The sequence below is a fragment of the Bacteroides sp. 1_1_14 genome, from assembly GCF_000162515.1.
Lineage (GTDB): Bacteria > Bacteroidota > Bacteroidia > Bacteroidales > Bacteroidaceae > Bacteroides > Bacteroides thetaiotaomicron.
Genome location: NZ_GG774712.1, coordinates 88,851 through 110,849, shown reverse-complemented (window position 1 = coordinate 110,849; position 21,999 = coordinate 88,851). Strand labels below are relative to the sequence as shown.

Sequence of the window (21,999 nt, the reverse complement as noted above, 5' to 3'; positions counted from 1 at the left end):
CCATGCGGATTATGCCATTTCAGCACGGAGCATGTCGAGTCCAACACGGACGATGCGTTGGAGTTCCATCTTCGAAGAGCAGACGAATTCGCAGAGTGCGAAGTCTTCGGGAGCCACTTCGTAGATACCCAGCGCTTCCATACGGTCGATATCACCGGCGATGATCGCTTTAATCAGATATTCGGGCATGATATCCATGGGGAATACCTTATCATATTCACCGGACATGATCATGTGGCGTTCGCCGCCTTTGATACGTGCATCCAGCGTATATTCCTTTTTGCCCATCAACCAGCTGAAATATGAGTGGTTGGCACTGAACTGGTTGAAGCGCGGCATGATCCATCCGAACATTTCGTGAACGTCATCACCTTCGGGGATTACAGTCAGTTGGCTGTGGAAAGCACCCAGGAATCCGTTAGAAGAAACTTGTTTGCCACTCAGCACGTTACCACTGATGTAGCGCAAATCTTTGTCAGTTGTTACGTTTCCGGCAAATACGTTAGTCAGCAATGCACCTACCTGAAGTTTGCAGTAAGCAGGTTTCAACACTTCGGAACCTGTTACGGCTACTGTGCGGGTGAAATTCACACGGCCTGTATTGAAGAGACGACCGATGAAGATAACGGCTTGCGGATCAATTGTCCACACAGTTTCGCCCTTTGAAACGGGGTCGAGGTGGTTGATCTGAACACCTACGTTACCGGCAGGGTTCGGTCCGTCGAAAGCGGTGATTGTAACGTTCTTAGCCTGTGTCAGTGCAGCGGCTTTCTGTTTCACGCTGATGCTCAGGTAAGTTTTTGCCATTTTGGCGAGGGCATCAAGACCAGTCTGGAAGTTTGCTTCTTCGCCTTTCAGAGCAAATTCGAAGTCGGGAGCCAGCGGATTGGTATCGAATGCGGAAACGAAGATGCCCTTCGGTGTTACCGTCGGGTCTGCAATGATGTCATACGGACGTTGCTTGATAAACGCAAACAGACCTGCTTCAAGAAGCGCGGACTTCACAGCATCTGCATCCATAGAGGATACGTTCTTCTTACCAAATTCTTCGTAGTCCTGCTCTGCGGCAGCTTCCACTACGATGTTCAATACCTTACGGCGAGCACCACGTTCAACGCTCGTCACTACGCCACTCACGGGCGAAACAAATTTCACTTCAGGATGATACTTGTCGATAAACAAGGGTCCACCGGCCATCACATATTCCTGCTCTTTCACAACCACTTTCGGTGTCACTCCAGGAAAATCATCGGGTACGAGTGCGTAAAATCCCGGCTCTTTCACTGTTGTGTACGTCTCAGCAGCTTTACCTTTCAGGTTTATGTCAAGGCCTTTACGTAACTTTATTACATTTGCCATGCTATATAAAATAATGGTTTCATAAAATTTGCCGCAAAAGTAATAAATAATAATGTGATTCGGGAGGAAAAAAGAAAGGAATTACGGAAAAATATCCGTAATTCCTTTTGTGTTCGCACACGTTCTTTAATAAAGTAGGCTGGAAGACCTTGCGGCACACAAGTCTATGCAGCGTGATTGTCGGTTGGTTATTCTTCGCCGGCAAACATTGGATCCCACGCCGGCAGGCGGATCGGTTTTTGTTTCAAGACTTCGAGTGCTTTCGGGGTCACGTATTTCGTTTCCACAACGAGACGGAAGGTATATTCGTTGAACCATTCATCTGTCATGATGAGGTGGCCTTGATAACCGGCTCCGGCACCCCAACTATTTTCAACCATCCATTTGGTCGGTTTTCCGTTTTTGTCCAGATCGACTGCCATGAGGGTCATGGCGTGACTGGAGCTGCTGGCAAAGCTTTGGATACGCTGCTTCTTGTCCATGCCGAAGGTGGTGCCCATCAATGAGTCGTAATCATAGTTTTTGACGTCGAGCAGACCACGGTCAGAGTTCAGGAACTTGCCGACGTCGCAGGAGTAATACATCATGGTGCTGTCTTTCAGAGAGGCGATGGCCATCTCCTTGATGTCCTCGATCGGGAGGTTGACGTATGTCCAGTTCTTGCCGTCGTAGCGGTGGCGGTCGTAGTCTATTTCATAACATTTGTAGTATTCGCGACTGGGGTCGTTCATGAGCATGACGTAGTTGTCAATCAGCTTTTCGTCACCGTATTTCTTCAGAAAAGAAAGCGGGGTGTAGGTGGCGGTTTCTACAGGCTCGCCTTTGACATTATATTGCGTCCAGGTAAATTCTGTAGGAGGTACGCCCAAGTTCAGGACAAGCATACGGTAAATGGTGCTCAACATTTCCACTTTAGCGTCCTCTATAGCGGCAGGTTTAGCTTTTTTCGAAGCCATGTCACGGAGTTGTAACCCCTGTTCGCGAAGTTTCAGAGCGATCAGATTCGCCATGCGGGCGGTGTTTTCGCTGCTGTTCGTTTCGGGCATCACGTCTTTGGGGACGAGACCGTATTTGCTTACGATGTCCGCTACTCCGGTGAATGTACCGCCGTCGCTCAACGGATTGCGGAACAGCCATTCCACCATTTTATCGTTCATAGGCTTGTCGCTGGTGTCGATGACGCCTTGAAGGAAAAGGTTGGCCTTTTCCAGTTGGTCGAAAAAGAAAGGATAGGTTTGCGAGAATTCGAAAGAACCCAGATTGTATTTGTCGATGGCTTTGGCACGCATTACGTTCAGACCGGTGAAGAGCCAGCAGCGTCCGGACGATTTCTGGTCGGTGATCCCCTTGGAGTTCACTTTGACAGAAAAATGCGTATCCATCCCCTTCATATTGTCCTGGTTCAGGGCAAGCTTGCGGATGTCGTTGTTGCTGATGGCGTTCCGGATAGCCTTGTCGGTAGAAGTGCCTTGATAACTCTGTTTGATTTGCTGCATCATGTCAACGCTGATGCCGCCTTTCGCGTCCTGTGCCTGTGCAGAATAGTAAAGGGCACAGCAAACAAAAACTGATAAAATTCGTTTATTCATTATAGATCGTTTATAAATTAACTTTGCCTGTATGCTAATAGTAATCCGTTGGCAATTTCGTTTTACATATTATTAATTGGCAAAAATACGATTCTTTTTTAGATTTATTATCTATGAGAATGAAAACTAATCGAAATAAAATAGTTTCCTTTGCAGCGGATTTCAAGAAAGAATATGAAAAGATATACAATAGGTATATTGATGATGTTTCTATTCATCAATATTTCGTTAGCTCAAACGGCTGACACGGCAGTAAAAAGCGATGAACTGCAAACGACTACAACTTCTGTTGACGAAGTCGGGGTAGCCCCGGCAGATTCCACCCCCACCCTTTCCAAAAAAGAATTGCGACGCCAGCGTGTAGCCAAACGTAATCTACATTATAATATATTAGGTGGCCCCAGCTATACTCCTGACTTCGGATTACTGATCGGCGGTAGTGCATTGATGACGTTTCGGATGAATCCGAGTGATACTACCCAACAACGTTCGGTGGTGCCGATGGCCATCGCCCTGATGTTCGAAGGAGGACTGAACCTGTTCACCAAACCGCAGCTTTTCTTCAAAGGCGACCGATTCCGCATCTTCGGAGTCTTTGCATATAAGAATACACTGGAAAATTTCTACGGCATCGGATACAGCACCAACAAGGACTATCCGCGTGGCGAAGACACCAGCGAATACCGTTATAGCGGTGTGCAGGTGAATCCGTGGTTTTTATTCCGTCTGGGGAAAAGCAACTTCTTTGCCGGCCCGCAGATCGACTTCAATTATGACAAGATCACTAAACCTGCCGCAGGAATGATAGAGCAACCATCGTATATTGCTGCCGGCGGTACGGATCACGGCTACTCTAACCTCAGTTCCGGAGTCGGTTTCCTGCTGACGTACGACACCCGTGACGTTCCCGCCAATGCTTATCGGGGAACGTATCTGGACTTTCGTGGGATGATGTACAACAAAGCCTTCGGAAGCGATAATAATTTCTACCGTTTGGAAATAGACTACCGCCAATACAAGACCCTAGGCAAACGTAAAGTATTGGCTTGGACAGTGCAAACAAAGAATGTATTCGGCAATGTTCCATTGACTAAATACGCACTCAGCGGCACTCCTTTCGACCTTCGTGGTTATTATATGGGACAGTTTCGCGACAAGTCATCCCACGTGATGATGGCAGAATACCGTCAGATGATAAATACGGACAAAAGCAATTGGGTGAAGAAGATGCTGAATCATGTAGGCTACGTAGCATGGGGAGGATGCGGCTTCATGGGCCCTACTCCGGGCAAAATCGAAGGTGTACTTCCTAATCTGGGACTCGGTTTACGCATTGAAGTTCAGCCCCGTATGAACGTCCGTCTTGACTTCGGCAGAGACATGGTGAACAAGCAGAATTTATTCTATTTCAACATGACGGAGGCATTCTAAACAAGTATTTGCTCATAATTAACAAGAAAGATGATAAAATGCTTCCATAAGAACATCATTAAATAAAATTAATCCTTATATTTGCGTTGCTATAACACAGCAAAAGCAGATAATAGGGTTAATTTATGAAACAAATCAAATACCTCTTCGGAGGATTATTATTTTTGTTTGCCTCCATGGGAAGCGTAACTGCGCAAGAGGTAAGCGATTACTCAAAACTACAGCCAAGTGATTATTCCAGCATTACACTTCCACCGCTGGATCTTCTTTTCGAGAACGCAAAAAGCGCTCCAACTTACGAATTAGCTTCAGTAAAAGAACAAATTGAACGGAAACTTCTGGCAAAAGAGAAGCGTGCCTTCTTAGGCTTTTTCAGTTTACGGGGCAGCTACCAGTATGGTATGTTCGGTAACGAGTCTACTTATACCGATGTAGCGATTGCACCTTACCTGACCTATGCAACACAGGCACAGAACGGATATACGGTAGGTGCAGGAGTCAATATTCCTTTAGACGGGCTCTTTGACCTGACAGCACGGGTAAAACGTCAAAAACTGAATGTGCGCACTGCCCAGCTTGAAAAAGAAGTTAAGTTTGAGGAAATGAAAAAGGAAATTATCCTCTTATACGCAACTGCGACCTCCCAATTAAACATTCTTAAACTTAATGCCGAAGCCCTCATGCTTGCTAATGTACAATATAGTATAGCTGAAAAGGATTTCTCGAATGGAGCTATTGACTCGGGGACTTTATCATCTGAAAAGTCTCGCCAATCTGACGCACAAGAGAAATTCGAAAACAGCAAATTCGAACTAAGCAAGAGTTTAATGATACTTGAGTTAATCACCCACACTCCCATTTTAAGAAACAAATAAACATACATTTATGGAATACATCCTTTATATCAGCAGATTCCTATATCGTATCCGTTGGTGGTTAGTAATTGGAACAGCCATTATAACATTTGCTGTTTACTATTTTGGAAAACGCATGATAGGCAAAACATATAATGTAGAGGCAACCCTCTACACTGGTGCTGCTTCCGGCTACAATCTAGAAGGTGGAAATAACAAAGTGGATTGGGCGACAACTCAGAACGCTATGGATAACCTAATGAACATTATCAAGGCTGAAAGTACACTCAAACGGGTATCTATGCGATTATATGCCCGAAGTCTGATCAAAGGTAATCCAAAAGAAGACAATGAATTCATCAAAGCCAGCAATTACAACAGAATATATGAACACCTAAAGAATAGTCCGAACGGGAAAGAAATACTGTCATTAATAGATAAAAACAGCGAAGATAAAACGGTAGCCAACTTTTTCAATTACTTGAGACCGACTCAAGCAAACTATCTCTATGGAGTATTCTATTATAATTTGCCCTATTACTCTTATAATGATCTCAGAGCAATCAGAGTAGCGCGTAAAGGTGCCAGCGATCTGATTGAAATAAGTTATACGGCAAGTGATCCGGGTATCGCCTATAATACCATTGACATTCTGACCAAAGAATTTGTAAACGAATACAGTGCAATCCGTTATGGTGAAACAGATAAAGTTATCGAATATTTTAAAAGCGAACTTCAACGCATCGGAAAGGAACTTCGGCTTAAAGAAGACTCACTAACGCAATATAACGTAGAAAAACGTGTTATTAATTATTACGATGAGACCAAAGAAATCGCTGCCATCAACAAAGAGTTTGAGTTACGTGAACAAAACGTACTGATTGCATACAACAGCGCCAAAGCAATGTTAAACGAACTGGAAAAGCAAATGGGCAGCAATGCCAAACATGTAATCAACAATCTTCAGTTCTTGGATAAACTAAATGAAGCCGCTTCGCTTACAGGAAAAATCTCAGAAATGGAAACGATTTCAAGTGATCATCAGAATCAAGAAGCCTCATTACAGGAATATAAGAATCGCTTAAATCAAACGCGCAAGGAGCTTTCCGAGCTTTCAAACAAATATGTAGAGAACAAATATACCAAAGAAGGAATAGCTAAAGAGAACATCATAGAACAGTGGCTTGAAGTAACCATGCAATACGAAAAAGCCAAATCAGACTTACAAATTATACAGCAAAGCCGTATAGACCTCAACGAGAAATACAGACAGTTTGCACCAGTAGGTTCCACTATCAAACGTCAAGAGCGTAACATAACTTTTATAGAGCAAAATTACTTGTCTGTATTGAAAAGCTACAATGATGCCCTCATGCGTAGAAAAAATTTGGAAATGACCTCCGCTGCATTAAAAGTGTTGAATGCTCCGGCATATCCGATCAGTGCCATGCCCACTCCTTTGAAAAAAATGGTAATGGCAGCGTGTGCCGGTACCTTCTTATTTATTTTGGGATTCTTCTTAATTCTTGAATTATTAGACCGTACTCTACGCGATTCTATTCGTACACGTCGTTTGATTGGACTTCCGATGTTAGGCGCCTTTCCCAAAGACTCTATTTTAGAGTATCACAATCATGTTGAAGAATCAAAAAGTATAGCTACAAAACAGTTAAGCAATAGTATCCTTCGTTTCTGTCAGCAAAAGAAAGAAGGATTGCCCTACATTATCAATTTTATTAGTACAGAAGGCGGGGAAGGCAAAAGTTATGTGATCGAAGCCCTAAAAAATACTGGAACAGTATCGGACTTAAAACAAAAGTAATAACATGGAAGTCAGACTTCAGAATTGATTCACGAGAATACAACCTGGCCAAAAGCATTACCGATCTATACACATCAGAGGAAGAAGATATTCTCATCGTTGAATATCCCAATCTGCGGGAAGCTAGCATATCGCTGGAATTACTACAAGAAGCTAATCTAAATATACTCGTAGCCCGTGCTGACCGTGGTTGGAAAGAGACCGATAAGCTCTTGTCAGAAAAGCTAAGTCAACAAGTAGGTAAAACTCCACTTTATGTTTACTTGACACACGCATCCCGCAATGTGGTTGAAGACTACACTGGTATGCTTCCACCATATACACTTTGGAGGAAAATAGTATACCGACTGTCACAATTAGCATTGACAGAAAGTATATTTACGTTCACAAAAAGAAAGAAGCAGCCGGCAACATCAGGAGATGAAGATGACGAATGATAAAGGAAAATACAGTCAATACTTAACAGTAGCCGGTAACTATTTTGCCAATAAAGGATGGGTACATTTACTATTGGCAGGAGGATTGTATATATTATACAAAATGTTCTTTCGTACTTCCCTTCCTTTCTTTCTGACGATTAGTTCATTACCTTTAATGACAGTTATTTTCTTATTAATTATCAAATATTCAAAGCAAAGTTTCTATACACTTTTCATTCTCCAATTCCTGCTGGCAGCAGCTTATGCAGTGACAGACATACCATTGGGAGTAGCAACATTAATGTGTACATTGTTTGCCGTTGTTTTGCTCTTTGCGTACGGAATGCATGAAAAAATTGACTGGTCGGAAAGTCGTAATGGTATGCTTATGCTTTTTCTGATATGGGGAGTTTATTGCATATTAGAGATAGCTAATCCGAACAATGTTCAGGCAGCATGGAATATCTCCATCACCCATTATCTCATATATCCTATTGTATGTGCTGTCATCGTACCGTTAGCAATCCGTAACATCAAGGGGATTCAGTGGCTTCTAATTATATGGTCTCTTTTCATCCTCTTGGCAGCAGCCAAAGGATATTGGCAAAAAAACTGTGGTTTTAATGAACGTGAGCAGTATTTTTTATACGTTTTGGGAGGAGCAAGAACTCATATTATTTGGTCCGGTATTCGTTATTTCTCATTCTTCAGTGATGCAGCGAACTTCGGCGTACACATGGCTATGGGTGTTTCACTTTTTGGAATTTCACTTTTTTATATAAAAGGTGTATGGCTGAAAATCTATTTTATAATTGTCATTATTGCCGCCATTTACGGAATGGGAATTTCTGGAACACGGGCTGCGATAGCTCTGCCTATCGGTGCTTTAGGGAGTTTCATTATTCTTTCACGCAATCGCAAAGCATGTATTACAGGTATTTCAGTTCTTGCCTTGTTATTCTTGTTTTTTGTATGTACCAATATAGGAGATGACAATCAATATATCCGCAAGATGCGTTCTGCATTTCGTCCTAGCCAAGACGCTTCCTATCAATTACGTGTAGACAATCGAAAGAGAATGAGAGAATTGATGATTCACAAGCCTTTTGGATATGGGATAGGGTTATCCAAAGGCGACCGTTTCTATCCCAAAGAACGTATGCCCTATCCACCGGATTCCTGGTTAGTCTCAGTATGGGTAGAAACCGGAATCATCGGTCTAGTTCTCTACCTGGCTGTTCACGGAGTCCTTTTTGCATGGTGCGGATGGATACTGATGTTCAAGATCATGAACAAACGCCTGCGAGGCTTACTTACTGCCTGGCTCTGTACCGCTGCCGGATTCTATCTGGCAGCCTATGCCAACGACGTGATGCAATATCCCAACTCCATCCCCATATACACAGCCTTTGCCCTCTGCTTCGCAGGACCGTACATTGACAAGCGGATGCAGCAAAGTAAAGAAACAGAACTGAAAAACGAACAATAGATTATGATGAACGAACCTCAAGTCTCCTTTATCACAGTTTGCTACAACGGCTTTAAAGACACTTGCGAATTAATAGAATCGCTGCAAACACATGTACATTCCGTGAGCTATGAAATCATCGTCGTAGACAATGCTTCGCGCGAAGACGAAGCGACTAAAATCAAGGAGCTATATTCCGATATAGTCACCCTGCGGAGCGAGTCTAACCTAGGCTTCTCCGGTGGAAATAATCTGGGGATCAGAGTAGCCAAAGGAGCCTATATCTTTCTGATAAACAATGACACTTATGTTGAATCAGACGGATTCCACTACCTGACAGAGCGACTGGAAAGTCAGAAAAACATCGGAGCCGTCTCTCCGAAGATACGCTTTGCCTTTCCTCCGCAAAACATACAGTTTGCCGGATTCACCTCCCTGTCGGCAATCACTATACGCAACGAAATGACAGGTTTCGGCTGTCCGGACGACGGCACGTTCGACACCCCGCACACGACCCCCTACCTGCATGGGGCGGCACTCATGGTAAAACGTGAAGTCATTGAGAAAGTAGGAGAAATGCCGGAAATATTCTTCCTGTATTATGAAGAAATGGACTGGTGTACACAGATGACAAATGCCGGTTACGAACTATGGTATGAGCCTCGTTGCACCATCTTCCACAAAGAAAGCCAGAGCACCGGACAGTTCAGCAAGCTACGTACTTTCTACATGACGCGCAACCGTTTGCTCTACACCCGCCGCAACCGGAAAGGTGCTCAGCGGCTGCTCTCCATTCTTTATCAATCTACCATAGCTGCCGGAAAAAACAGCCTTCAGTTTGCCCTGAAAGGTCGTTTCGATTTATTTGCCACAGTATGGAAAGGTGTTGTCAGAAGCTTTTCTATCACCTCTCCTATCCGATAACCCTTAAAAATGAAAGACCATGTATACCTTTATTGATTGGATTCTCTTTATTCTCCTGGCACTTTGTGTCGGTTATCTGCTGTTCTACGCCATTGCTTCCAAATTCTATCGTCCGCAAAAACTTTCCGAAGCACATATCCAGCGTCGTTTTCTTGTACTCTTCCCTGCATACAAGGAAGACAGGGTGATCGTCTCCACTATCCGTAGTTTCCTCGAACAGGAATACCCCAAAGAAATGTACGACGTTCTTGTCATCTCCGATCAGATGCAGCCGGACACGAATGCTGCCCTACAAACACTCCCCATCTGTTTGCAAGTAGCCGACTATACCAATAGTTCCAAAGCCAAAGCCCTTACGCTGGCAATGAACGTCACTGCCAACGAATCTTATGACGTAGTAGTGATCATGGATGCCGACAATGTAACGACACCCAATTTCCTCGCAGAAATCAACCGTGCTTTTGACTCCGGCCTGCATGCTGTACAAGCCCACCGCACAGGAAAAAACATGAATACAGACATCGCTGTTCTGGATGCGATCAGCGAAGAAATAAACAACGGATTCTTCCGCAGCGGGCACAACGCGATAGGATTGTCAGCCGGATTAGCCGGTTCCGGAATGGCATTCGACGTTCATTGGTTCCGCCGAAATGTAGGACATCTGCAAACATCGGGCGAAGACAAGGAGCTGGAAGCCCTGTTGCTAAAACAACGCATTCATATCGAGTATCTGGAACAACTGTCCGTATACGATGAAAAGACACAGAAAAAAGAAGGTATCAAAAATCAGCGTAAACGATGGATTGCAGCACAATACGGTGCATTGCGGGCTTCCTTGCCCGATTTCCCGAAAGCACTGATTCAGGGAAATATCGACTACTGCGACAAGATTCTTCAATGGATGCTGCCTCCCCGTCTGATACAACTGGTGGGAGTTTTCGGTTTCACTTTACTCTTTACCGCAATCGGCTTACTAATGAGTCTGCAAAGCGGAGAAAACGAGTGGTATACGGCCATCAAATGGTGGATACTATCAGCCGCCCAAGTTGCCGCCATGATCATACCTGTGCCGGGAAAGTTGCTGAACCGGAAATTAGGAAAAGCAATCCTGCAAATTCCGGCACTGGCACTGGCAATGATAGCCAATATGTTCCGACTGAAAGGAGCAAACAAAAAGTTTATTCATACTGAGCACGGAGAAGAATAAGGCCTTCGTCAAGCCCACTCCTCCTCCGCATCAAAGCACGGACAAGCCTTCACCCATTCCTCCGGCTCGATCTCCCCGTTCCCGTTCAGATCAGGGCTCAGATCACGATGCCCGCACACCCGGCAACCGGGATAATCACGCAGCAACGTAAGCACAAGCACATGCATCGAGTGTACCTGCCATTCGGTACGGGTATCGGCAGGCCGCCCGTGACAGTCAAGTCCGCCCTCATAGCAAATGCCGATACTTGTCCGGTTGAATCCTTTCGCATGAGCTCCTATCCGTTCAATGGGGCGGGTAGTCTTGATGTCGCCATTTTTCCGGATATAAAAGTGGTAACCAATCCCGTTAAATCCCCGCCGGCGGTGGCACACTTCAAGGTCTGTTTCCGTGAAATCCCTGTCCGCCCTAGAGGCGGAACAGTGGATCACAATCAGGTCAATCTTCCTCATCGACCTGCCCTTTCGTTCGTTTTCCTTTTCTCTTCCTACGGAAGAAAAACAGGATTTCCAATGCAATCTCCAAAATCTTGTCAATCATAACTTTTCATTTTTACAGGTTATTCATTTACAGGTATCACACATTAATGATGCTGATGTACTTACCGGACTAAACGGTAGGATCGGGAGCTTCCTCCTCCCCTCCATCGCCACCGGAACCGGAACCGCTGCCACCGCCACTACCGGAGCCTCCGCCATCACCGTTGCCTCCCGAAGCCGGCGCATTCTTGGAGACAAGTTCGAAGACCATGTTATTGTCCCCGCCACGTGTGGTTGCCGTACTGTCGTTGGCAAGCCGCAGAGCATTATCGACCTTGAAACGAAGGTTGACACGAGTGATATTCCTCACCGTACAGTCCTTTTCCAGTTCCACACCGGGACAAGTAAGCGTGGTATAGAAAATCCCCAAGCCATCAACTTTTACCTTATTCCCCGCTACGAGCACCTTCTTCATCGAACGGACAAAGGATTGCATCACGTGCTCCACATCCTCCACCGAAAGCGAACCGATCGACTCGATCTCACGCGCCAGCGACTCGATAGAATAAAGTTTCGATTCCCCCGGCTTGGGTTTGAGCACATACACCATCGGCGATTTGTCATCACCAATCTTTTTTTTGCGCTGATAGCGCACCACAGACACTGTTGCCATACTGAATTTGTATTAAAGAAAAGAAGGACATTCTCCCTTTCTGTTGGTGAAACAAAGATACGGCAGTGCACCGGCGACTTCCCGGATTACGACGGACTGCGCCGGACTATGACGGGATAAAACGGATTAAGACGGATTAAAACAGCATAAAGCAGAATAAAAAAAATAAAGTGAATCAGAAACAGATTGAAAGCATACTAAAAGCAAATACAAAGTAACCATAAAGCAGATAAAACTGAAAAAGATCCTAACCAACCCCGAATAAACATCCCCCCAAAAGATAAGCAGACAACGTGAATAACAACTAAATAATACAAGCATAAAAGCAACACTTTCATGAGCAACAAATTTGCTAAATACAGTAAAAAACAGTAACTTTATACCCATTACAACACCCTATAATTAAATCAAGAATGAAAGCAAATACAGATACCCTGCAAAAACAGGAAGAAGAAAAAGCCTTCCAATACCGCAGCTACGGAAAAGGAGAACTCGCCATGCTATATATCCCCAACATCCAGCAACAAAGCGCAGTAGACCGCTTCAACGAATGGATCGAAGCCGCACCCGGACTAAAAGAACGCCTGCTATCCACCGGCATGAATCCCCGAAGCAGACACTACACACCCGCACAAGTACGACTGATCGTAGAAGTGCTGCAGGAGCCTTGAAAACAGGCAACAAGTATTGCTGCCAATCAGCAGTTAAAACAAAATAAGAATAGTTCCGGACAAGATACCCGATTAATGTATAAAGCTGTCCGAAAAGAAGATAAATACTATCAATCTATCATTCAGCACACGGAGAAGAATCTCTTCTTTGACTAATATAAAGAGCTGATTCTTCGGCAGACTTAGGATGACAGAGCAAAACGATAGCAGACGTTCTCTTTTCGGACAACTCCATTCAATATCATTTTCCGGTTCACTCGGATGAACACGTTGCTTTTCAGCCGTGTCTCTTAATGAAATTTCTGATCTTCTTCGATAAGTTCCTGGCTAAATTTCTCCGGTGCCAAAGGGGTAAAGAGTTCTATAAGATTTTCTTCGGGATCGCGCAGGTACAGGGTACGCATCCCCCAATCGGGCATATCCGTAGGCTCACTGATAAATGTCACGCCTTTTGCTTTCAGTGCGACAAAGGTTTCGTCCACGTTATCCACACTGAATGAGATCATTAATTTTTCACGCATCCCAACAGGCTGCTGCTTATCTGCATTACCTGCCGAAGGCGCCATCCAGTCGGATACAAAAAGGGCGAGACCTTCTATTCCGTCGGCTACTTTAAAACTGGCGTATCCGCTATTCTCATCTCCCCAGGCCGGCTCTAATCCGAGTTGTTCGGTGTAGAATTTGAAGCATCCGGCGAAGTCCTTTACTAATAATCTTACGTTACTAAATCTCATTGTTTACAGATTAATGGTTTATTATTTGTTTCTTAGAATCGAAATGCAAATATAATCATTCTATCGGATGACGTTTCATGAATCCGTATTTACCTCAAAACTGTGCGAAAATAAAGTAAACTGGTATCAAAATGAATCACCATTCAACCAGTGATCCGCACCGTTACTCATCCCCCGTGACCTGTTACCCACCACCCTCCTCACCAGCTACGATTATTACTTATTACTTATTACCTATTACCTATTCAAACAGCTCCTTCTCCGGCAACCAGCACGAGCTATCATTGACAGTGTTTCTGACCCGTTGTTCCGGTGGGACGGACGGGTCTTGGGACTCTTCGCAGGGGAGGTAACGTCCGCTGACGGGATCGTAGACAAAAGTAGCCACACCACCCGTTCCGAGATGTTTGAACTTCACTTTTTCGACATAGACACGTGTCACTCCGACCTCCTTGTCACGCTCCACTACCAAGCCGTAATCCGCCTTGTTGAAGAAATCGGCAGACCCGTTTACGTCGTACATATCCGGACGCGGAGTATGGTTTGTCACCGGATTGCGGTTCATCTTTCGGGGGTGCGCCACAAGAATCACCAGACAGTTATATTGCGTGGCAAACTCCGTAAACAGATTCAGAAAATTGGAAAGATACTGCGTTTCCGATTGCCCCGGCGCGGGGGTATGCTCGAAACGGTTGACCGGGTCGAAGACGAAGATGCGGCATCCCCGACGCAGGACAAGTTCACGGGCTTTGGCAAGCACCCGTTCCGGAGTGGCGCTGCCTTTGAGGGCGATGTGACAGACGTTTTCGGCAAGAAACTCTTCCGAACGGAGCAGAAGTCCTTCCGTCATGCCGCAACCGTTTTGAAAACGGCGTCCGGTCAGTTTCTCGATCAACTTGCGGAGATGGTAGACGATAGGATTATTCTCCGGACTGAAAAACGCTATCTTCCACTGATGGCGCATACAGAGGCGCAACACCAGTTCGTCCAGCCATTCCGATTTTCCGGCCCCCGGTATGCCCGTAACGATGACCAGCCGCCTACGTTCGTACGTACAAATCTTATCCATCTCCTCCCAGCCCGTCTCCGCTCCGGGACCGAAGCCGTTGTCGAACAATGCCCGCAGATCTTCGTGCAGATCGGCGGCGGTGAAGATGCCTTCAAGAGGGATTTCTTCCGCCTGCTCGATGGCGATACGAAGGCTGTCGATCCCATATTTGACAAGATGTTCATTGGCATCCTTGCAGCCCGGTCCGTAGACGGCCACACGGCAACGTTCGGCACCCAGACGGTTGACCAGTTCGTCACGCAGTTTAAGCCCGGCAGAGTCGGTGTCAACGGCTATGATGATGTCTTTCAGATTCTCGAAGTGCGACTCCATGAAGCGGTCGAGCCACGAAAGGTTCGCGTTAGCTCCGGCAGGTACGGAGATCACGCTTTTGAATCCGGTGGCAAGGGAGGACGCGGCATCCAGTTCGCCTTCGTGGATGATGCAGGTGTCCTGTCCCAGCACGGAATCGATATTGTAGGGAATCAGTTCGGCTCCCTGCACCATTTTGAAATTTTTGGCACCGCTGCGGAACTTGGTGTTGACGAGTTTCCCGTCCTCAAAATAGTTGAAACAGACGCACCGCTCTTTCGTGCCGGATTGCGACATGAACTCTTCCTGCTCCGTGATGCGCAGACCGGCGATGACGGACTGCGGAATGCAACGCGTCTCTACCAGCCAACGCTCCGTAGCTTCGGAAAGCGTCGTCTTCGAAGCGTCGAACACCGGACGGTGGAAATGCTGGGGAACGGCAGATGCCGCACGACGTTTACGGGCAGCCTGTCGCTCAGCTTTCTCACGCTCTTCGGCATCGTCGGGGACGTAGAAGTCGGCTCCGCAATGGTAGCAATGGCAATGCCCCGTGTCGATATTGACCCGCAGCGAACGGTCACGCTTGTTGTGCCTCGTCGGGAGGCATTGCTCGCAAATGGTTTTAACGACACCGCTGGTATGTCTGCGGACATCGACATGATAATTAGCAAAATTTCTCATATTTCTTGTTTCTATTCCTCCCTTTCGAAAAGGAGATTTTAAGTTGTATTAATAATTCAAGTTTCGCAGGTTACCTTTGCGTTATCAAAACTATCTTAATTCCCCTCCTTCAGGAAGGAGGAGAATAAAGGTAGAACCGACTTTTTAGTCAACCCCAATTGAGATACTATTGTTTGTCAATATTATAAAGAACTTGCGAAACTTCAGTTAATAATTTTTCTATCAGTTCCCAATGCAGGCGGAAAGCTAAGCATCAATGGGTACCGAGCTAAACACCGATGGGCAGCGAGCTGAACACCGATAAGCAGCGAGCTGAGCATGAATGAGCAGCGAGCTAAGCATGAACGAGCACCGAGCCGAGCATAAACGAGCACCGAGCCAAGCATGAACGAGCACCGAGCTGAAAGGCAACGCTCACGTAGCCGGATGTCGGAGAAATCCGGAGCTAATTTCCCCACTTCCAATGCACTTCATCCCACACGGCAGACCTGTCCGGTCTTGGAGGCGCATCCTTCGGAATCGGATGCCCAAGATACGTCCGTTGCCCGCCAATGAGTTGTTCAAAGCGATACAGTTCTTCCTCAGCTGCTTGCCGGCAACTGCCGAGCAGCCTTTCTTCAGCTCCTGAGCCGGACGTCCGCCCGGAGAGAGGTAATTGCCGAAATACAGTTTCACATCCCTCAAAAACAGCAAGCCATCTTCCCTGCCAAAGCGTCGGATATGCTCTTTAAAAGCAGCGATCACCTCCTCCTGCCGTTCCACGAAAAGTTTGCCCATACAGGAGTGCATAGCCATCGACTCCATGTAACTTTCCGATTCGGCCATCTGATCCACCAGCATCTCCCACGGAAGAACCGGCTGTAGGGGCAACTGTCCCCTATCCTCCGGTGGAGGAACAATCTGAAGTCCGTCAGAAGCAGCGGCGGCAGAGTGCTCTTTCTCTGTCTTTTCTTCGTTACTACTGTTGTTGTCTTTGACAACAGTAGTAACTCTTCTCTCCTCTTCTCTACTCTTCTGGTTTTGATTCGGTTTTTCGCCTTTATCCATCGGTGTTTCCGGTGTGCTTCCCATGCGTTTCGGACGACCTCCTTTTTTGCCGTTTGCCACATTAATCATCCGCCTTTCTTCGAGCTTTGCCATCACCCTGTCCAGATAAGGCGAACGGAACATTTGCCGTTCTTCATCAAGCACAAAAAGGTCGAACTCACGGAGAACCCTTTGCAACACATCGGCATCCAAGTCATACATCCGCGCGAAAGCCCCCATACAAAGCGGACAACAAGATGCTTCATAATTGTCCGCTTTACGCAAATGCGTAAGAAGCATCATATAGATTCCGAGCGATTGCGCAGCGTCAAGTTCCATCATCATTCTGACAATATTGTCATTACTCAAAAAATTTACCTCTAAATTAAAATACTGATCTTTCTTCATATCTTACAATTAATTGACTGTGATTCAGGATGTCCCGAATTCGTTCTGCAAAGGTCCGAATACTTTTTTGAAAAACTACTTGCAGAACTGCAAACGATGTTTGACATTTTTCTATGAACTTTGCGGCATAATTAGTAAAAAGAAAAAATTATGAAAGGATACGAAAGAGCGACCAAGGAAGAAATTTACGACCGGCTGCGTATTGAAGCGAACTGTCATGCACAAATAGAACGAATCATCCATTTGCGCCACCTATGTAATCTGAACCTTGAAGAGGCGGCAGATGTGACCAATCTCAGTATTTCCACCCTGAGCCGGTACGAAAACGAAGTGACCAAATGCAGCGTACAAAGTTTCATAACGATATGCTACCACTATCAGAAGTACCTCCATAAGCGGCATATCCCCTTCGACAGGAGCCTGTTTCTCATAGATATGAACACGCTTGACAACTAATAGAGTAACAGAGAGATAAAACGGACGCACAAAGAATAAAGGCACAACACCGAAAAAAAGCAAAAAAGATGAAAAGTATCATATCTTTTATTACCTTTGTATGTGGCAAAAGCCCACCAAAAACAAAGAATCAAGCATGAACGACAATGAAATAGGAAATCCACCGATAAAAGCATTAATCGTTTTCAGAGAGAATGGAGATACGGACAATCTTTTTGTCCCCATTTTATGCGATGCTATCAGGACGACGGGGATTGACGTACGATGTTCCACGAATGAGTTCTGGAACTCGGATACACCTTACGACATCATCCACTTCCAATGGCCCGAAGAGGTGATGGAAGGGAATTGTGACGATCCGGACAGGATTTGCCGCCTGAAGGAGTGTATCGCTTTTTTCCGGTCCCGTGGGGCCCGGTTCGTGTATACGCGCCACAATGTCCGTCCGTATGATGCGAACGAGGTGATCGGCCGTGCTTATGACATTATCGAAGGACAAAGCGACGTGGTGGTGCACATGGGACGTTACAGTCTCGACGAATTTGCAGCCAAACACGCGGACAGCCGGAATGTCATCATTCCGCATCATATTTATCAATACACGTACAAGGAGAACATCAGTGTGGAACGCGCACGCCAGTATCTTAATCTGCCGCAGGAGGCGTTTATCGTCACGTCGTTCGGAAAGTTCCGGAATCGTGAAGAGAGGCGGATGGTGACCGGAGCGTTCCGAAAATGGGATGAAGCAAAGAAGTTCCTGCTTGCTCCACGGCTGTACCCGTTTTCGAGATTCAACAGGTATGGCAGCAACTTCTTCAAGCGCTGGGCATCCCGGGCAGGATATTACCTGCTTATACCCTTGCTCAACCGCCTGCGCAGAATGCACGCCGGAGCCAGCGACGAACCTATAGACAACTGCGACCTGCCTTACTACATGGCCGCTTCGGATGTAATATTCATCCAACGAAAAGATATTCTGAACTCTGCCAGTATACCTCTCGCCTTCCTTTTTCACAAAGTGGTCATAGGCCCCAATATCGGGAATATAGGAGAAATCCTCCAAGATACGGGCAACCCCGTCTTCCACCCCGACAACAAATTTGATATCATACGAGCACTGGAGACAGCCCGCCAACTGTCCGTCCGAAGGAAGGGGGAAGACAACTATGCATATGCCATCGAAAACATGAACAGCGGAAAAATAGGAAAAGAATATGCGGAGCTTTACAGAAACCTAGCCAATCTCTCTCTTTAAACGATCTCAAAAACAAACAACAATAGAGTAGCCATACACAGAATTTATGGAAAATAAAAAAATAAAAGTCAGTGTTGTCATACCTGTCTATAACACCGAAAAATATGTTCGGGAGGCAGTAGAAAGCATTATGAATCAGACACTGCGGGAATTGGAAATCATCATCATCAATGACGGCTCCACGGATAACAGTCTGCAAGTTGTAGAAGAACTGGCTGCGGCAGACAGTCGGATACAGGTGTATTCGCAAACCAACCAAGGATTGTCAATGGCACGCAATGCAGGCATCACGCATGCCCACGGAAGATACATCTATTTCATGGATAGTGATGATCTGTTGGAAAAGGATGCAATGGAGTTATGCTATAACAAATGCGAAGAAAAAGAACTGGATTTCGTTTTCTTTGATGCTCAGAGCTTTTTTGAAGAGAATATTCGCAATGCTCCCGTACTAAATTATCAACGTACCGATAAGTTAGAAGACAAGGTTTATACAGGTCCCGAAGCTATCAACATACAATTGCAGCACAAAACGTACACCCCATCCGCCTGCCTGAACGTTATCCGCACAGCTTTTCTGGAAGAACGGCAGCTCCTCTTTTATCCGGATATTGTACACGAAGATCAGCTATTCACGACCTTACTTTATCTGCAAACCCGAAGAACAAGCTGTATCCAACGATCGTTCTTTCACCGGCGCATACGTAAAAATTCAATTATGACATGCGATTTTTCACTCAAAAATTTAAAAGGATATCTCACTGTTGCTCAAGAGATAGTCAAATTCAAGCATCAAACCTCTGAATACAAAATCAGGAATACTATTGATTTATATCTGTCGCAAATGCTGAATGCTGTCATTTGGCAAGCTCATGTGCTCTCTTACCCGTACCGGCTTCGGCTGGCGTGGCGGTGTCTGTTTAGATACAAAAAACTCATATCTATAAGAAGCATCGGAGTCTTGTTATTCAAAATCCATCATTCATAAGTAGACCAGAAAAGAATCATTCAGGCAATGGCAAACAATATTAAACATCAGTTATTTTCCGGAGTTTTCTACACGGCACTAGCCAAATACAGCGGAATCATTATATCACTCGTCGTGGCAGGGATTCTTGCGCGGTTGCTCTCTCCGGATGACTTCGGAGTAGTGGCAATCGCTACGGTCATTATTGCATTTTTCAATCTCTTTACGGATATGGGAATATCGCCTGCTATCGTACAACATAAATCATTGACTAAAGAAGAACTATCGGACATCTTCTCATTCACCGTATGGACAGGCATCGGAATCAGTATACTCTTTTTTGCCGCTTCCTGGCTGATCGCCGATTACTACGAAAGTGGGATCTTACGGACGTTGTGCCAGCTCCTGTCCGTCAACCTGTTCTTCGCCTCTGCCAACATCGTGCCGGGAGCCTTGTTCTACCGCAACAAAGAGTTCAAGTTTATTGCTGTCCGAAGCTTTATCATCCAGATAGCCGGAGGTGCCGGAGCAATAACTGCCGCGCTTTGCGGAGCCGGCTTATATGCGCTGATCATCAATCCTATACTTTCCAGCATACTGATATTCGTTATTTCCTATCAACGCTATCCGCAACGGCTGCGTTTCACGCTAGGACTGAAAGTACTCCGAAAGATATTCTCCTATTCGGCCTATCAATTCTTGTTTAACGTGATTAACTACTTCAGCCGCAATCTGGATAAACTGCTGATTGGTAAATATATGAGTATGTCTGATTTAGGATACTATGAAAAGTCCTACCGCTTGATGATGCTCCCTCTGCAAAATATTACGCAAGTCATCACACCGGTCATGCACCCCATCTTCAGCGATTTCCAGAATGACAAGGAAAAGCTGGCAACATCCTACGAACGCATTGTCCGTTTTCTGTCATTCATCGGTCTGCCACTCAGCGTACTGCTTTTCTTTACGGCAGAAGAAGTGACATTGATTATTTTTGGTGATCAATGGCTGCCTTCGGTTCCTGTATTCCGGATACTGTCACTTTCGGTCGGTATTCAGATCATACTCTCCTCTTCAGGCTCTATTTTTCAGGCAGCAGGTGATACAAGGAGCCTTTTTGTCTGCGGACTCTTTTCGTCCATACTTAATGTGACCGGAATGCTGGCAGGGATATTCTATTTCGGCACACTGACAGCTGTAGCAATATGTATTGTGATAACTTTTACTATCAATTTCGTACAATGCTATTGGATGATGTATCGAGTTACATTCCAAAGAAACGCATGGATATTTATCAGACAACTTCTTTCTCCACTCCTTGTCAGCCTACTAATAACAGCATTCCTCACGCCTATATATTATATGATGGAAAATATGAATATTTTCGTAACACTTATTGCAAAAAGTTTCGTAAGTTTTATTATCTTTGGGACATATATGCAAGTAACACACACCTATGATATCACAGGCAAAGTGAAGACTCTTGCAAGAAATAGAAAGTTAGTACAAAAGAACAAACAATGAAAGGATTATTCCTCATATTCCATGGTTTCGAAGCATTCAACGGAATCAGTAAAAAGATACGTTATCAAGTAAAAGCCCTCAAAGAATGCGGACTAGAAATGCATACGTGTTGGCTAGACGATACGGACAACCATAAACGCCGTATGGTAGATGAATCGATAATTGCCGACTATGGTTTCGGGATCAAAGGAAAAATCCTAAAAAGAATCGAATTTGACAGTATCGTACATTATGTACAGAAAGAAAACATAGACTTTATCTATGTACGCTATGTCCATAATGCCAGCCCTTTCAGCATACGGCTGATGAAACTACTAAAAAAGACCGGAGCACGTATAGTGATGGAAATCCCGACATATCCATACGACCAAGAATATAAGGGACTCCCATTCGTATACCAACGAATCCTATTTATAGACAAATGTTTCCGACAGCATCTGGCACGCTATGTTGACAAGATCGTCACTTTTTCGGACTATGACATTATTTGGAATCGCCCCACCATCCGCATCTCAAATGGAATTGATTTCAGCGAAATCCCTTTAAGAGGTCCAAAGAATGATACCGCACATTCTCTACAACTGATTGCCGTAGCGACAATGCACCCATGGCATGGTTTCGACAGAGTTATAGCCGGCATGGCAAATTACTATCGTACACATACCGACACTCATGATTATAAAGTATATCTC

At 45.2% G+C, this 21,999-nt stretch carries 16 protein-coding genes and 3 pseudogenes; 12 read left to right on the top strand and 7 right to left on the bottom strand.

Going from position 1 to position 21,999, the window contains the following annotated elements:
- Positions 1-9: 9 nt before the first annotated feature.
- Together HMPREF9007_RS02670 and HMPREF9007_RS02675 are read right to left on the bottom strand one after the other, a co-directional pair.
- Positions 10-1,359: a Na(+)-translocating NADH-quinone reductase subunit A gene (locus tag HMPREF9007_RS02670; RefSeq protein ID WP_008763476.1), complete on the bottom strand. Its 1,350-nt coding sequence runs from the start codon at positions 1,357-1,359 to the stop codon at positions 10-12.
- A gap of 188 nt (positions 1,360-1,547) precedes the next feature.
- Positions 1,548-2,948 carry a C1 family peptidase gene (locus tag HMPREF9007_RS02675; protein WP_008763475.1) on the bottom strand — a complete coding sequence of 467 codons (1,401 nt, stop codon included), beginning with the start codon at positions 2,946-2,948 and terminating at the stop codon, positions 1,548-1,550.
- A 201-nt stretch (positions 2,949-3,149) separates the two neighbouring features.
- On the opposite strand from HMPREF9007_RS02675, the gene HMPREF9007_RS02680 reads away from it, so the two are divergent.
- The 6 genes and pseudogenes from HMPREF9007_RS02680 (at position 3,150) to HMPREF9007_RS02705 (ending at position 11,073) form a co-directional block, all read left to right on the top strand.
- Positions 3,150-4,379, top strand: coding sequence for a BamA/TamA family outer membrane protein (locus tag HMPREF9007_RS02680; RefSeq protein ID WP_081109811.1), 1,230 nt, complete (start codon positions 3,150-3,152; stop codon positions 4,377-4,379).
- 125 nt (positions 4,380-4,504) lie between these two features.
- A complete protein-coding gene (locus HMPREF9007_RS02685; RefSeq protein WP_008763473.1) occupies positions 4,505-5,254 on the top strand; it encodes a TolC family protein in 750 nt (249 codons plus the stop codon).
- A gap of 10 nt (positions 5,255-5,264) precedes the next feature.
- Positions 5,265-7,492: pseudogene (locus tag HMPREF9007_RS02690) on the top strand (hypothetical protein).
- A complete protein-coding gene (locus HMPREF9007_RS02695) occupies positions 7,476-8,963 on the top strand; it encodes an O-antigen ligase family protein (protein ID WP_161800175.1) in 1,488 nt (495 codons plus the stop codon). The pseudogene HMPREF9007_RS02690 and the gene HMPREF9007_RS02695 overlap by 17 nt, the downstream one beginning before the upstream one ends.
- Before the next feature lie 3 nt (positions 8,964-8,966).
- Positions 8,967-9,866: a glycosyltransferase family 2 protein gene (locus HMPREF9007_RS02700; protein ID WP_032850742.1), complete on the top strand. Its 900-nt coding sequence runs from the start codon at positions 8,967-8,969 to the stop codon at positions 9,864-9,866.
- Positions 9,867-9,885: 19 nt separating this feature from the next.
- On the top strand, positions 9,886-11,073 hold the full coding sequence (locus tag HMPREF9007_RS02705) for a glycosyltransferase family 2 protein (RefSeq protein ID WP_008763471.1): 1,188 nt from the start codon (positions 9,886-9,888) through the stop codon (positions 11,071-11,073).
- Positions 11,074-11,081: 8 nt separating this feature from the next.
- On the opposite strand, the gene HMPREF9007_RS02710 is transcribed toward HMPREF9007_RS02705, so the two are convergent.
- Entirely contained in the window at positions 11,082-11,525 is a 444-nt protein-coding gene (locus HMPREF9007_RS02710) for an N-acetylmuramoyl-L-alanine amidase (RefSeq protein ID WP_008763470.1), read from the bottom strand.
- 157 nt (positions 11,526-11,682) lie between these two features.
- Positions 11,683-12,225, bottom strand: coding sequence for an HU family DNA-binding protein (locus HMPREF9007_RS26905; protein WP_008763469.1), 543 nt, complete (start codon positions 12,223-12,225; stop codon positions 11,683-11,685).
- 413 nt (positions 12,226-12,638) lie between these two features.
- On the opposite strand from HMPREF9007_RS26905, the gene HMPREF9007_RS02720 reads away from it, so the two are divergent.
- Entirely contained in the window at positions 12,639-12,896 is a 258-nt protein-coding gene (locus HMPREF9007_RS02720; RefSeq protein ID WP_008763468.1) for a DUF4248 domain-containing protein, read from the top strand.
- A 290-nt stretch (positions 12,897-13,186) separates the two neighbouring features.
- On the opposite strand, the gene HMPREF9007_RS02725 is transcribed toward HMPREF9007_RS02720, so the two are convergent.
- The 3 genes and pseudogenes from HMPREF9007_RS02725 to HMPREF9007_RS02735 all read right to left on the bottom strand — a co-directional run bounded on the left by HMPREF9007_RS02725 (position 13,187) and on the right by HMPREF9007_RS02735 (position 17,105).
- Entirely contained in the window at positions 13,187-13,630 is a 444-nt protein-coding gene (locus HMPREF9007_RS02725; protein ID WP_008763467.1) for a VOC family protein, read from the bottom strand.
- Between the two features lie 241 nt (positions 13,631-13,871).
- Positions 13,872-15,671 carry a bifunctional DNA primase/helicase gene (locus tag HMPREF9007_RS02730; protein ID WP_008763466.1) on the bottom strand — a complete coding sequence of 600 codons (1,800 nt, stop codon included), beginning with the start codon at positions 15,669-15,671 and terminating at the stop codon, positions 13,872-13,874.
- A gap of 445 nt (positions 15,672-16,116) precedes the next feature.
- A pseudogene (locus HMPREF9007_RS02735) lies at positions 16,117-17,105 on the bottom strand (DUF4373 domain-containing protein).
- 150 nt (positions 17,106-17,255) lie between these two features.
- On the opposite strand from HMPREF9007_RS02735, the gene HMPREF9007_RS02740 reads away from it, so the two are divergent.
- From HMPREF9007_RS02740 to HMPREF9007_RS0125460, 5 genes and pseudogenes are all read left to right on the top strand, one after another.
- Complete coding sequence (locus tag HMPREF9007_RS02740; RefSeq protein ID WP_016267747.1) at positions 17,256-17,561, top strand: helix-turn-helix transcriptional regulator; 306 nt, start codon at positions 17,256-17,258, stop codon at positions 17,559-17,561.
- A gap of 136 nt (positions 17,562-17,697) precedes the next feature.
- Positions 17,698-18,816 carry a hypothetical protein gene (locus HMPREF9007_RS02745; RefSeq protein ID WP_032850757.1) on the top strand — a complete coding sequence of 373 codons (1,119 nt, stop codon included), beginning with the start codon at positions 17,698-17,700 and terminating at the stop codon, positions 18,814-18,816.
- Positions 18,817-18,862: 46 nt separating this feature from the next.
- Positions 18,863-19,804: a glycosyltransferase gene (locus HMPREF9007_RS02750; protein ID WP_008763463.1), complete on the top strand. Its 942-nt coding sequence runs from the start codon at positions 18,863-18,865 to the stop codon at positions 19,802-19,804.
- Between the two features lie 27 nt (positions 19,805-19,831).
- The gene (locus HMPREF9007_RS02755; RefSeq protein WP_008763462.1) at positions 19,832-21,307 is read left to right on the top strand and encodes a lipopolysaccharide biosynthesis protein; all 1,476 of its coding nucleotides are present in this window, start codon (positions 19,832-19,834) and stop codon (positions 21,305-21,307) included.
- Positions 21,304-21,999 (top strand): annotated as a pseudogene (locus HMPREF9007_RS0125460) (glycosyltransferase family 1 protein); the annotation flags it as partial. The gene HMPREF9007_RS02755 and the pseudogene HMPREF9007_RS0125460, both read left to right, overlap by 4 nt.